Annotated in this window: 14 protein-coding genes and 1 pseudogene; 12 read left to right on the top strand and 3 right to left on the bottom strand. The window is 47.8% G+C overall.

What is annotated here, in order from left to right:
* The first annotated feature begins 18 nt into the window (after positions 1-18).
* The 9 genes from AC2TDN_RS07560 to AC2TDN_RS07600 all read left to right on the top strand — a co-directional run bounded on the left by AC2TDN_RS07560 (position 19) and on the right by AC2TDN_RS07600 (position 7,931).
* On the top strand, positions 19-1,368 hold the full coding sequence (locus AC2TDN_RS07560) for a glucose-6-phosphate isomerase (protein ID WP_482067313.1): 1,350 nt from the start codon (positions 19-21) through the stop codon (positions 1,366-1,368).
* Between the two features lie 36 nt (positions 1,369-1,404).
* On the top strand, positions 1,405-2,037 hold the full coding sequence (locus AC2TDN_RS07565) for a YigZ family protein (protein WP_482067312.1): 633 nt from the start codon (positions 1,405-1,407) through the stop codon (positions 2,035-2,037).
* A gap of 245 nt (positions 2,038-2,282) precedes the next feature.
* Positions 2,283-3,089: a sulfate ABC transporter permease subunit CysT gene (gene cysT / locus AC2TDN_RS07570; RefSeq protein WP_482067401.1), complete on the top strand. Its 807-nt coding sequence runs from the start codon at positions 2,283-2,285 to the stop codon at positions 3,087-3,089.
* Positions 3,089-3,886 (top strand): sulfate ABC transporter permease, encoded by a 798-nt coding sequence (locus AC2TDN_RS07575; protein ID WP_484687584.1) that lies wholly within the window; start codon positions 3,089-3,091, stop codon positions 3,884-3,886. Before cysT ends, AC2TDN_RS07575 begins: the two co-directional genes overlap by 1 nt.
* Before the next feature lie 3 nt (positions 3,887-3,889).
* Positions 3,890-4,954: a sulfate/molybdate ABC transporter ATP-binding protein gene (locus tag AC2TDN_RS07580; protein ID WP_484687507.1), complete on the top strand. Its 1,065-nt coding sequence runs from the start codon at positions 3,890-3,892 to the stop codon at positions 4,952-4,954.
* Between the two features lie 34 nt (positions 4,955-4,988).
* Complete coding sequence (locus AC2TDN_RS07585) at positions 4,989-6,059, top strand: sulfate ABC transporter substrate-binding protein (protein WP_484687508.1); 1,071 nt, start codon at positions 4,989-4,991, stop codon at positions 6,057-6,059.
* A 340-nt stretch (positions 6,060-6,399) separates the two neighbouring features.
* Positions 6,400-6,858, top strand: a complete 459-nt coding sequence (locus AC2TDN_RS07590; RefSeq protein ID WP_484687509.1) for a DinB family protein — start codon at positions 6,400-6,402, stop codon at positions 6,856-6,858.
* A 36-nt stretch (positions 6,859-6,894) separates the two neighbouring features.
* Positions 6,895-7,206 carry a DUF1806 family protein gene (locus tag AC2TDN_RS07595; RefSeq protein ID WP_484687510.1) on the top strand — a complete coding sequence of 104 codons (312 nt, stop codon included), beginning with the start codon at positions 6,895-6,897 and terminating at the stop codon, positions 7,204-7,206.
* Positions 7,203-7,931 carry a PIG-L family deacetylase gene (locus AC2TDN_RS07600; RefSeq protein ID WP_484687511.1) on the top strand — a complete coding sequence of 243 codons (729 nt, stop codon included), beginning with the start codon at positions 7,203-7,205 and terminating at the stop codon, positions 7,929-7,931. Before AC2TDN_RS07595 ends, AC2TDN_RS07600 begins: the two co-directional genes overlap by 4 nt.
* 4 nt (positions 7,932-7,935) lie before the next feature.
* Here AC2TDN_RS07600 and AC2TDN_RS07605 read toward each other — a convergent pair whose 3' ends face one another.
* Complete coding sequence (locus AC2TDN_RS07605; protein ID WP_484687512.1) at positions 7,936-9,093, bottom strand: acyl-CoA dehydrogenase family protein; 1,158 nt, start codon at positions 9,091-9,093, stop codon at positions 7,936-7,938.
* A gap of 459 nt (positions 9,094-9,552) precedes the next feature.
* The gene (locus AC2TDN_RS07610) at positions 9,553-9,714 is read right to left on the bottom strand and encodes a hypothetical protein (RefSeq protein WP_482067304.1); all 162 of its coding nucleotides are present in this window, start codon (positions 9,712-9,714) and stop codon (positions 9,553-9,555) included.
* A gap of 342 nt (positions 9,715-10,056) precedes the next feature.
* Here AC2TDN_RS07610 and AC2TDN_RS07615 point away from each other — a divergent pair, with 342 nt between their 5' ends.
* The 3 genes and pseudogenes from AC2TDN_RS07615 to AC2TDN_RS07625 all read left to right on the top strand — a co-directional run bounded on the left by AC2TDN_RS07615 (position 10,057) and on the right by AC2TDN_RS07625 (position 11,336).
* Positions 10,057-10,461 (top strand): MerR family transcriptional regulator, encoded by a 405-nt coding sequence (locus AC2TDN_RS07615; protein WP_484687513.1) that lies wholly within the window; start codon positions 10,057-10,059, stop codon positions 10,459-10,461.
* Positions 10,355-10,585, top strand: a pseudogene (locus tag AC2TDN_RS07620) (hypothetical protein); the annotation flags it as partial. The gene AC2TDN_RS07615 and the pseudogene AC2TDN_RS07620, both read left to right, overlap by 107 nt.
* Positions 10,586-10,814: 229 nt before the next feature.
* Positions 10,815-11,336 (top strand): GNAT family N-acetyltransferase, encoded by a 522-nt coding sequence (locus AC2TDN_RS07625; protein WP_482067303.1) that lies wholly within the window; start codon positions 10,815-10,817, stop codon positions 11,334-11,336.
* 87 nt (positions 11,337-11,423) lie between these two features.
* Here the strand turns inward: AC2TDN_RS07625 and AC2TDN_RS07630 are convergent, their stop codons facing one another.
* Complete coding sequence (locus AC2TDN_RS07630; protein ID WP_484687514.1) at positions 11,424-12,188, bottom strand: MerR family transcriptional regulator; 765 nt, start codon at positions 12,186-12,188, stop codon at positions 11,424-11,426.
* Positions 12,189-12,201 lie beyond the last annotated feature (13 nt).

Here is a 12,201-nt window from a genome sequence, read left to right on the forward strand (position 1 = left end):
TAGGAGGTTTATATTTACATGAGCAAAACAGTTCAGTTCGACTACAGCAAAGCGCTGACTTTTGTCGGCAAGCATGAAATTGATTACTTGGCGGAATCCGTTCGCCTCGCGCATGAGCAATTACATAACGGAACGGGAGCAGGCTCTGACTATTTGGGCTGGATCGACCTTCCGACTAACTATGATAAAGAAGAGTTCGCACGCATTCAGAAAGCAGCTGAGAAAATCAAATCGGATTCCGAGGTGCTGATCGTAATCGGTATCGGCGGTTCCTATTTAGGAGCTCGCGCGGCAATCGAAGCGCTGTCGCACTCGTTCTATAATATTTTGCCAAAAGAGCAGCGTAAAACGCCGCAGGTTTTGTTCGCCGGCAACAACATCAGCTCGACGTATGTGACGCACCTTCTGCAATTGGTTGAAGGCCGCGACTGGTCGATCAACGTCATCTCCAAATCAGGAACGACGACTGAGCCTGCCATCGCATTCCGCGTTTTCCGTGCAGCGCTTGAGAAAAAATACGGCAAAGAAGAAGCTCGCAAACGCATTTACGCGACAACGGACAGCGAGAAGGGGGCGCTTAAGAAGCTTTCTTCTGAAGAAGGCTATGAATCGTTCATCATTCCTGACGATGTTGGCGGACGCTACTCCGTTCTTACAGCGGTAGGCTTGCTGCCAATTGCAGCTGCAGGCATCAACATTGAATCCATTATGCAGGGCGCAGCGGATGCATCCAAGGAATACAGCAACCCTAATCTTGCTGAGAACGAGGCATACCAATATGCTGCAGCACGCAACGCGCTGTACCGCAAAGGCAAAGCGACTGAAATTCTCGTGAACTACGAGCCATCGCTTCACTTCGTATCCGAGTGGTGGAAACAGCTCTTCGGCGAAAGCGAAGGCAAGGATTATAAAGGTATTTTCCCGGCAGCGGTAGATTTCTCGACAGATTTGCACTCGATGGGTCAATTTATCCAAGAGGGCAACCGGAACATTTTCGAAACGGTCATTCAAGTAAATGAAGTGGCTGAACATATCACAATTGAGCATGACGCAGCGGATCTTGACGGCTTGAACTTCCTGACTGGCAAGACGATGGACTTCGTCAACAAGAAAGCTTTCGAAGGCACGCTTCTTGCGCATACGGACGGACAAGTTCCGAACCTGATCGTGAATATTGCCGACATGACGCCTTACACGTTCGGCTACCTTGTTTATTTCTTCGAAAAAGCATGCGGAATCAGCGGTTACCTGCTTGGCGTTAATCCATTCGACCAGCCGGGCGTTGAAGCTTACAAGAAGAACATGTTCGCACTGCTCGGCAAGCCGGGCTTCGAGAAAGAAAAAGCCGAGCTGGAAGCAAGGCTGTAATCAACCGGCTTGATCGGTATTCGGGAGTTTTAGCCTATGCTCGAGAAGTATAAGACGGTCAGGCAGCAAGCCAGTGCTGAGATCGTCATCAAGAAGTCCCGTTTTATCGGTTTTGCGAAGCCTGTGGAATCGGAAGAGGAAGCTGTTGCTTTCATCAATGAGATCAAGCAGCTGCACAAGCAGGCGACGCATAACTGCTCGGCTTATATGGTAGGAGAGCGGGACCAATTCCAGAAGGCCTCCGATGACGGAGAGCCAAGCGGTACGGCGGGCAAGCCGATTCTCGAGGTCATCAAGCATAAGGGGCTGAAAAATGTCGCCGTCGTCGTGACGCGGTATTTTGGCGGCATTATGCTTGGTGCGGGCGGTCTCGTCAGAGCGTACACGGACGGCGCGGTTGCGGGCATCGAAGCAGCAGATGAGATCGTCAATGTGCTTCATCGCGAAGTGTTCGTTGATGTGGACTATACGTGGTACGGCAAGCTGGAGAATGAGCTGCACGGCAAGGGAACGCGGGTAGGCGGGACGGATTTCACCGATCGCGTCATCGTGCGCTGCTTGCCGGAAGCGCCTGAGGCAGATGCGTTTATCGCTTGGATAACCGATCTGACACAAGGACAAGCGGTCATTACAGAAGGCGAAAATATTTATTATATTGAAGGCGAATAAGTAGAAGAGGAGCGTCAGCATAGGCTGATCTCCTCTTTTTTTTGTTTAATGGAATGTTTGCAAAGAATCGGTCATAAGAAAAGGCTATGAAAGTCATTAGATTTTCTAAATTTATGATTGACTTAATCCCAGTTTGGATGCTACATTATTAATACCTAGTAACTTAATAGGAATTATGTTAATACTTGTTTTGCTACACCTACGGCACGAGCCGATGGTCTGGAGGTAAAGTCACAGTGAATGCTATGTTTCGCGGGAAAGGTTGGAGCTTCGGCTTTCGAAGCGCCATACTGCTTTATTTTGTCATCCTTATTGTACTACCTATCTTCGGCATTTACACGCAATCATTCTCTCTTGGATGGGCCCCTTTCTGGGAAAGCATTTCTGATCCATTAGCTTGGAAAGCTGTGCTGCTTACGGTGAAATTGGCAGTGATCGCAACAGTTCTTAACATGTTCCTTGGTACGATGATCGGCTGGGTGCTCATTCGCTATCGCTTTCCCGGACGACGCTTGCTTAACAGTCTGGTTGACTTGCCTTTTGCACTGCCTACAGCGGTTGGCGGCCTTATGATTTTGCTGCTGCTTGGACCTAATAGTCTAGTAGGGGGCTTGGCAGAGAAGATCGGTATCGAGATTGTATTCCACGAGCCAGCAATTATCATAGCGATGCTGTTCGTTACGTTTCCTTTCGTCATTCGCGCTATTCAGCCGCTGCTGGAGGAAATGGACAAATCGGAGGAGGAAGCGGCTTATACGCTGGGCGCAACGCGCTCGAAGACGTTTTTTAGCGTAATATTGCCTACGATGCTTCCAGGAATTTTGAGCGGCGCCATGCTGGCCTTCTCCCGCGGAATTGCGGAATTCGGTGCGGTCGTGCTCGTAGCCGGCAACATTCCAGGCAAAACATTAATCGCTTCAGTTTATATTTTCGGAGAAATTGAAAGCAGTAATCCGCAAGGAGCGGCTGCCGTATCGGTGCTGCTGCTCACGCTATCCTTCCTCATCCTATGGACGGTTAACCTCATTCAAGGCAGGAGGAGCGGCCAATGATGAGAAAATTGTGGATTACGCTAACTTATATCGTATTTGGTTTATTGCTCGTCGTGCCGCTGGTCAAGATTTTTACTGGCTCATGGGCAGATGGCTGGAGCGGCTTCGTAGAAGGGATTACGAGACCTCAGTCGCTTCATGCGCTAATGATGACGGGAATTATTGTCGTAGTTGTAACCGCTTTGAATACGGTATTTGGCATTATGCTTGCGATGTATCTCGTTCGCGCCGAATGGATCGGACGGCGGATGAAGCGGCTGCTCAATAGCTTGGTTGATTTGCCGTTCGCAGTATCGCCGGTTATCGGTGGTTTGATGATCGTTCTTATTCTTGGCCCGAATACGGTAATCGGCACCATGTTCGAGGACGCAGGCTTTAAAATCGTATATGCGCTGCCGGGGATGATTCTCGCGACCTTGTTCGTGACGTTCCCGCTTATGGTGCGCGAGGTGATGCCCGTCCTTCAGGAAATCGGTGCGCAGCAAGAGGAAGCGGCGTCAACGCTTGGCGCCTACTCCTGGTATACGTTCTGGAAAGTAACGTGGCCTTCGATCCGTTGGGGCGTTATCTACGGCGTAGTGCTGACGGTAGCGCGGTCGCTCGGCGAATTCGGCGCGGTTCTCGTTGTGTCAGGCAATATTATGAATAAGACGCAAACCGCAACAACGCTCGTTTATCAGGATGTCGAAAATTTCAACGTGGTCGCCGCCAATGGCGTTGCACTAGTTCTTGCGGCATTTTCCGTCGGACTGCTGCTGCTAATGGAATGGGCGAAAAAACGAAAGGAAGTGCATTAAGCCATGCATATAGAAGTACGGAACTTAAACAAGAACTTTGGCGATTTTCATGCAGTGAAGGATGTCAGTTTTGAAATCGAAAAAGGTCATTTGATCGGCTTGCTCGGACCGAGCGGCGGCGGTAAAACGTCCATACTTCGTATGCTGGCGGGACTTGAGTCCCCTTCCTCGGGCGATATTATTTTCCACGGGAAGCGGGTCAACGACCTGCCCCCTCAGGAGCGAGGAATTGGCTTCGTGTTTCAAAACTATGCTTTGTTCAAGCATATGAACGTATATGACAACATTGCTTTCGGCCTCAAAGTGAAGAAGCAGTCAAAGGAGCAAATCCGCGATCGCGTCATGTATTTGGTTGAGCTTACCGGCCTTAAAGGGTTTGAGCATCGTTATGCGCATCAGTTGTCCGGCGGACAACGCCAGCGCGTTGCCTTCGCCAGAGCGCTTGCGCCAGAGCCGCAGCTGCTCCTCCTCGACGAGCCGTTCGCAGCGATCGACGCAAAGATTCGTACGGAGCTTCGAACTTGGCTGAAGGAAATGATCGAGCGCGTCGGCATTACATCCATCTTCGTTACGCATGACCAAGAGGAAGCGATCGAAGTAGCCGATGAAATTATGATTATAAGCAAGGGCAAGCTAGAGCAAAAGGGCAGCCCATGGGACATTTATAAAAATCCGGAAACGCCTTTTGTCGCGAGCTTTATTGGCGAATCTACGATTGTGGACAATATCGCGCAGCTCAAAGGTTTTGAGGATGCGGCAAGCCGTCCTGGCACTAAAGCACTTATTCGTCCGGAATATATCGAGATCGGCAAGCCGGGAGAAATTAAGCTGGCTAGCGCTACGCTTCCTGGCAAAGTGAAGCATTTGCATTTCCGCGGCAGCGAGTGGATGGTGGAGCTGCTCGTTGGAGATACGAAGCTGATCACCTACCGTTCGCTTGAGAAGGAAGTGCTGCATCCAGGCGATCAAGTAAGCGTGCTTGTGCACCGTGCTTACTTGTTCAATGACAACGAGAGCTGGATTGCGGAAAATAAATTGAAGGTCGATCCGATGCCTATTCATATTTAACCAATACGAGATGTAGAAAGAGTTGTATGCGAACATGAAAATCAATCGAGCAACAAGTCAGCGTATGTTCGTGCTGCTGCTTGCTGTGGTTATGCTGCTCGTTACGGCAGGCTGCGGCAAGGATAAGCAAGCGAGCGAGCATGGAGCTGGGTCTACCGTACAAGACGGCGATGTAACACTTGTAATCGGTGCATATTCGGTGGTGAAGGATGCGTTCGCTGAGCTGCTTCCAGCATTCCAAGCCCATTGGCTGCAGGAGACAGGACAGAAGGTAGCTTTTCAGGAATCATATGAGGCTTCGGGCACGCAAGCACGCGCTATTGCAGGCGGCTTCGAGGCGGATGTAGCGATTCTAGCAATGGAAGGCGATCTGGACAAAATAGCCGACGCCGGCTTTATCACACATGATTGGAAGGCTCAGAGCAGTGGCGGGATGATTACGAACTCCATCGTTGTATTGGGAACAAGGTCCGGCAATCCGCTTGCAATCAAGGACTGGAATGATTTGACGCGCGATGGCGTTAAGGTGCTCTATCCAAATCCGAAGACATCCGGCGGTGCGCAGTGGGACATCAACGCTATTTACGGCGCTGGACTGAAGCAATCCGAGGAGAAGAGCGGCAAGAAGGATGAGGATTATGCGAAAAGCTTTCTAAAGTCGGTTCACGCTAACGTTGAGTCGCTTGACAAGAGCGGACGCGCATCGATGGCTGCCTTCGAATACGGCGTAGGCGATGTCATTGTGACTTATGAGAACGAGCTGCTTGCGCGAATAAAGAAGGGCGTCGATTACGACATTGTCATTCCGAAGAGTACGATTCTTATCGAGAATCCGGCAGCGATCGTCGATAAAAATGCTGACAAGCATGGCACCCGCAAGGTAGCCGAAGCTTTTATCGCCTATCTGCATAGCGAAGAAGCGCAGCGCTTGTTCGTCGAGCATGGCTTCCGCGCGGTTGACGAGAAGGTAGCTGCCGATACGAAGGACCGTTACACCGTGCCGGAGCAGCTATTTGATATTTCATACCTGGGCGGCTGGTCTGAGGTTAGAGCTAACCTTTATTCGAAGAAGGGCGTTTGGTATCAGGTATTGGCGGATATTTAAATGCACGATAAAAGCATATGAAACGTAGCGGAAAACCTCCGTTCCACGCGACTCCGAAAGCGAGTCAGGCGCATGGAACGGAGGTTTTGTTTGTGCGTACAAAAGCTTCGTTCGCAAACAGCAGATGACGCTTCTGTCATATATATTGCATTCATTGATTAAAACTGGTTAATAATAGTGCACGACGAGGAAGCTATTGCAAGAAAAAAAGCAGCTGAATTTTACAGCATAAATAGAAAAAATATATGTTGCCGATTAAATGTTGTATAATGATAAAGCAAATTGCTATTATTTTTATTGTTAATATACTTTTGAATGAAGAAGGAGAGCTGCTAAACTTATGGCTAAACAAAATGATTTTATTTCTGGATGGTTCAATCATCGCAAAGTGCTGCTTGCATTACTGGATACCGTTCGTGATGAGCATCTACAATACAAGCCTTGGGAAAAAGCAATGTCGCTGTCCGGCCTAGTTCTCCATATCAATGGATCGATGGGCATGTTCGCGAATACGGTAAAGAATGGGGAATTTACGCCCCCAGCAGCACCAAAGCCGTTTGAGTCGATTGAAGAGCTGAAAGCAATCATACAAGCCGATACAGAGGCTACGAAAGCGGTGCTTGAAGCACTCTCTGATGAGCAATTAGAGGGCATTGTTGAATTTAAAGGGTTGAAGATGACTGGAATCGCTTTTCTCGAGAACGGCAAGGATCATGAAATTCATCATAAAGGACAATTGTTCACTTATCTTCGGTTGCTTGGAATCGAAGAGCTGCCGTTTTTCGTAAGCCGCTCATAGGCTGCGATAAAATTTCAGAGTTGGGATGAAGCGAAGATGGAAAAAATAAATAAAGTAGGGCTGGACGCGGCATTTCAAGCTTTTCTCGCGCAGGAGGTCTTCATGCATAGTGAAGCCACCTCCTTCGTTTTTGTCCGAAATTTTAAGGTTAACCTGACCAATGCTTTTACAGCTGGAGATGGTCCATACCGGGTTGCTCTGCACTTTGACGGGATTGGCTGGCTGCGTATGGAAGGGCTTACCCATTTTGAAGTGACGGTGGATGGAAAGCTGCTGCTTGCCGGATTTGATGATAGAGGCAGGATGAACGTAGCTTTGCACTTAGGAAAGGAGCCGTTTCCGGAATGAATGGAGAAGCAGTGAAATCAAAGCGAAAACTGTTGGCCGTGTTTGCGCACCCGGATGACGAATCGTTTATTTGCGGCGGAACGCTGGCTAAGTACGCAAGCATGGGGGTTGAAATCACGCTCGTAAGCGCCACGCGGGGTGAAATGGGCCGCCGGATGGGCAATCCTCCTTACGTGAATAGAGAGTCTATGCCGGCCATACGGGAGCAAGAGCTGCGGAAAGCTTGTGAGGCGCTCGGCATCAAGCGGCTTATTTTTTTTGATATTCGTGACAAGATGGTTGAATTTTATAATTCGGAGAGTTTAATTGAAAAAATAGCCGTTCTCATGGATGAGATCAAGCCCGATGTGGTTCTTACATTTCATGAAAGATTTGGCGGGCATCCTGACCACTGTGCAATCGGAAAAGCAACGAATGAGGCTTTTCATCGCACGCGCCAGCAGGGATCTCTCTATTTCATCAGCTTTGGCGATGCCATGGAGAGTCCCGAGCGATATGGCTACACGAAGAAAGAAGTCGTCAAAATCGATGTTCGCCAGCATTTGGAAGCGAAGCTTGCTGCGTTCCGTGCGCATCGCTGTCAAACGGAAATGGACGAGTGGGTGTGGAAGCCGAATCGCGATGCATTGGCAAGGCTCGGCTCGCATGAATATTTTCTAGCTGGAAGTCAATTTCATTCGCTTGTTATTCATCATGATTTGTTTCAATCGCCTCGTGCGCTTTAAAAGGTCAACGTATTTCGTTCAAAGCAGCCGCTGCGAGTGTACTTAGCACCGCATTGTCCATGGGCGGGTTGTGAAGACCCGCTCGAACATCGCGGTAATACCGCTCCAGCGGCAATGTTTTGGACAAGCTTGCTCCGCCCACTATACGCATCGCAATATCGACCACTTTAATCGCATTATTCACGGCAACGTATTTGGCTAGCCCAAGCTCTGGCTTCAAGAATGGGCGGTTTTCGGGCTCCTGATCCCATCGGTCAGCCGCCGCGTACAGAAGACAACGGGCCGTTCGGAGCTCGGCTTCCATTTGTCCGATTGCCTGCTGGATCATGGGAAGCTCGGCGATTGGGCTTTGAAGGTGGTTGGGTCGGTACGTTTTAGCAAAGTTAATGGCGAAATCACGCGCTGCCAATGCAATGCCTACATAGCAAGCAGGAATATGGAGCAGCCAACCGCCGCCATCGTCCACTCCTTTGCCCGAGAGACGGGAGTCATCGGAAGCGAAGACATCGTTTAATACGACATCATGGCTGCCGGTGCCTCGCATGCCAATCGTATCCCACGTTTCAATGATGCTTACCCGCTCGTTTTTGTATATTAGAAAATCTGCTGTTGTTTCTTCTTCTGGAATATAAGCCGTTACGACAAAACGATCGAGAATCGGAGATAGGGTACTAAACGTTTTGCGTCCTGTAATGAGCCAGCCTCCGCCATCACGAATGGCAGTGGTTTCGGGCTTGCCGCCGCGACTCGGACTTCCAGAGGCAGCTTCACTTGCGAATGTATTGATCATAGCGCCATCGGCAACGATCGCTTGGCACAGCTCGCCGAACAACCGATCCGGCCATTTGCGCGTCGTTCTAAGATGCAGCACTTGTCCGATATGCCAGCCGACAGCAAGTGCTGTCGAACCGTCCCCGTAAGCTAATCGCTCCTGCAGCGCTACTAATTCGTGAAGCGATGCTTCATCGCCCCCAAATTCGCTCGGAACTGTAAGCTTTAAGTAACCGGCGTCGCGGAGATCTGCAAAGTTTTCATGCGGGAAGGAACCTTCCCGGTCGTGTACAGCCGCTCTTTCGGCAAAACGAGCAGCAAGTGCCTCTATTTTCTCGGCGCGCGCTCTTTCCTCATCATTACGTATATATTGATCAATTATCCGCCCCAATTATAAAACACTCCTTCAATAAACGTATAATTTACTTATCCGTATTTTACCATAACCAACGACTACGAGGTACAGTTTGAAAATGAACGCTCAACTCGCCTTAATGCTTTGCAAGACGGCGTGGTTACAATGGGGGATGTGGGTGTTCTGCGTTAAACGAAGCGGCTTAAAACGTAAAATCGTGCAGCGTGCCCCCTTTGTATGACCATCTGAATGCGATTCGATCGAAAATAGATCTAGAATCTAGACCTAAGTTTCGCAAATCAGCAACACACCAAATGACCATCTGATCGCCACGTCGTGAAAATGAAATTAATTTTTAAGTGTGGGGCTGCGTTATAGCAGCGCACTTGAGTGAATTTTTGAAGCGTATAATTAAAATAGAAATAGGACGGAGCAGTTTCGAACACCGCTCCGTCCAATTTTCAAGCAAGCAGACTATTCATTTTCATTTTACAATTAAAACATTGGGAACACGTAGCGCACTAAGAAGTACAATGCTCCGAAGAAGATGACGATGTAGGCAGCATATTTGATGAATGTAGAAGCTACCAAGCTTGAATCTGATTTTTTCTCTACATGACGTTCTTCGATTTCAAGATTTCGTTGACTGGTTGACATTTGAACCACTCCTTTAGTGAATTGGTTAATCTCCAATACCCTGTAAAGAGAATGATGAATCAGTACGAGCCGTCTCATGCAGCATATATCGAGCTTTTTCGATTATTGCTCGGGAAATAGTCGAACCTATGCCTGGCTACCGTAAATGACAGAAATGGGATCGCCATTCCTGGAATGGAGTAATCGGCTTCATGCCGCGCTAGACGCAGTTGATCCAGCAGATGTAGAGGATGTGTGCAGGTTAAGTGCGGAAATAGAGTAAAAAGGCAGTCAGATAACATGATGAATACCTTGATAAAAATGGCTTGACATTGGAGGGCACTCCAATGTTAATTTGAATTCATGGAAAAACTTTATTCTATACAAGAGGTTTCACGAATGCTTGGGATCCCGAAGGATACGCTTCGATACTATAACCGAATTGGCATCGTATCGCCGTCTCGGGAAGACAATCGGTACCGCATGTATTCGAAGAACGACCTCATCGATCTGATGAATATTCAAATCATGCAGTATGCTGACTTTTCTCTTGACGAAATCAAGGGGAAGTTTGGGTTCCACAGGATGGAGAATGTAGACCCTGCTTATTGCCAGGAGGTTGTTGCGTTCCTCGATGAGAAGAATGCAGAAACACGCAAAAATGTCATTCCAAAGCGAGCGATCGAAGATCCGGTCTGCCTCATGGACGATCGTGTCGCTTCTGATCGTTCGATTGATGATCATTCTTGGCATAACGGCATTTCATGACGTTTCGGCACTTTCGGATACGTTAATAGATTCTATAGCCATCGTAATTTATGTCGCATTTATCATATTGGGCATAAGAATGAAGAAAAAAGAGGCCGGAGGTCAGTCGGGACCAGTCAAATAGGTTAGAGTGAATCAATGAAGCTTTACTCCCTACAGCATTGTAATCATTACGCTAAACGTGAAACGTTAGTTGAAAAGCACATGGATGAGCAGGCGCTGTGGTGGCCTGCTCATTTTATTAAGCAAACTTGCAGTTTAGTTATAACCATTCTATTCCTTGAAAATTATGGAAGCTATGGTACAATTCGAGGTAGGCAGTATTTTATAAGGGACATTGGGGGGATGCTTTAATGAATTCTCATATTCAACTCCGACAAATGCAAAGTGAAGATGTTGATGTCGTTTTCCAAGCACTTGATGACCACAAAATTGGGAAACCACTAGACTATATTAAGAGGTGCTGGGAAGAAAATAAATCTGGAGAACGGGTTACTCTTGTAGCCTTCTACGACGAGAAGTTTGCCGGATGGTTACATCTTTTATCTAAATCAAGTTATCCGTATTTCGAAGAAAAAGGCATTCCAGAGATCAACAACTTTGATGTAGTTCCCTCCTTACGCCGACTTGGCATCGGCAATGCATTGATGGATGCTATCGAGCAAGTTGCATTCAAAAAATTCGATATTGTTGGTATCGGTGTGGGACTCTTTTATGATTATGGAAATGCACAACGACTATACGCTAAGCGGGGCTACATCCCCGATGGAAGAGGAATAATAAATGAAGACAAGCAGGTGGAGCCTGGCAGTTATGTGCTAGTTGGACACGAGCTGGCTTTGTATTTGATTAAAGAGAAAAAAGGAAGCTCTTGATGGTGTTAAAAAAGGGACGTAAACACAGTAATGTGTTTGCGTCCTTATTGTTGTCTAAAGGTTTTTTTGGATTTAATAAATGACCGATTATAAATCATTCATGCTGGCGATCTCGGAATTAATATCGACGTATACTGCCATCGCTTCGCGCATGAATGCTGCCAGACCGTCACCAAACTGGTCGATGTTTTTAGTGAACCGTCCATCATCCACATACAGTTGCCCTAATCCATTGAAGGCTTCAAGCGAGTAGTAGTGGCCCTTGCTGTTCAAAAATTGATACCATTCACCAATTGCCGCTTGAGCTACTTCTGATTCAGGGGCGCAGTTCCGAATGGCCGCAATTTTTACGAAAATCGCAACCATTTCTTCAGACATTCCTGCTTGTTCTTCCTTAGACAGGCTTTCAATTGAAGCGTTAGCCTTGTCGACGGCCTCATCCCCCCAACGTTCCCGTGCTTCCTGTTCATAAGGGTTATGGCTGAAATCAAAGCCTTCAAACTTCTCTTTGTTTGACATTTGAATCTCTCCTTTCGTGTGCCGGATTGTCTTATCAATCGTCGCTATCATATTATCGAGGCGGGCACGTTTATCGAGCAGCATCTTTTGATGCAATTCCAATGCTTCCAGTCGATCGAATGACGGATCGTTGATAATCTCACTAATTCTTTTTAGCGGCAGGCCAATTTCTCTAAAGAACAGGATTTGTTGCAGCATCTCGAGATTGGTGTCGGAGTATAGGCGATAACCGGCGTCTGTTACCTGAGCGGGTGATAACAATCCAATTTCATCATAATGATGCAGCGTACGGACGCTAATACCGACCAAATCTGCTACTTCTTTTACTCTCAACGGTTATGACCTC

The sequence above is a fragment of the Paenibacillus sp. Y660 genome (assembly GCF_057221575.1).

Excerpts from the sequence above, each read along its gene's own strand:
- AC2TDN_RS07600 (WP_484687511.1), top strand. The coding sequence starts at position 7,203 with ATGAATGGAGAAGCAGTGAAATCAAAGCGAAAACTGTTGGCCGTGTTT.
- AC2TDN_RS07575 (WP_484687584.1), top strand. The coding sequence starts at position 3,089 with ATGAGAAAATTGTGGATTACGCTAACTTATATCGTATTTGGTTTATTG.
- AC2TDN_RS07625 (WP_482067303.1), top strand. The coding sequence starts at position 10,815 with ATGAATTCTCATATTCAACTCCGACAAATGCAAAGTGAAGATGTTGAT.
- AC2TDN_RS07565 (WP_482067312.1), top strand. The coding sequence starts at position 1,405 with ATGCTCGAGAAGTATAAGACGGTCAGGCAGCAAGCCAGTGCTGAGATC.
- AC2TDN_RS07595 (WP_484687510.1), top strand. The coding sequence starts at position 6,895 with ATGGAAAAAATAAATAAAGTAGGGCTGGACGCGGCATTTCAAGCTTTT.
- AC2TDN_RS07610 (WP_482067304.1), bottom strand. The coding sequence starts at position 9,714 with ATGTCAACCAGTCAACGAAATCTTGAAATCGAAGAACGTCATGTAGAG.
- AC2TDN_RS07615 (WP_484687513.1), top strand. The coding sequence starts at position 10,057 with ATGGAAAAACTTTATTCTATACAAGAGGTTTCACGAATGCTTGGGATC.
- AC2TDN_RS07590 (WP_484687509.1), top strand. The coding sequence starts at position 6,400 with ATGGCTAAACAAAATGATTTTATTTCTGGATGGTTCAATCATCGCAAA.
- AC2TDN_RS07560 (WP_482067313.1), top strand. The coding sequence starts at position 19 with ATGAGCAAAACAGTTCAGTTCGACTACAGCAAAGCGCTGACTTTTGTC.
- AC2TDN_RS07580 (WP_484687507.1), top strand. The coding sequence starts at position 3,890 with ATGCATATAGAAGTACGGAACTTAAACAAGAACTTTGGCGATTTTCAT.
- cysT (WP_482067401.1), top strand. The coding sequence starts at position 2,283 with ATGTTTCGCGGGAAAGGTTGGAGCTTCGGCTTTCGAAGCGCCATACTG.
- AC2TDN_RS07585 (WP_484687508.1), top strand. The coding sequence starts at position 4,989 with ATGAAAATCAATCGAGCAACAAGTCAGCGTATGTTCGTGCTGCTGCTT.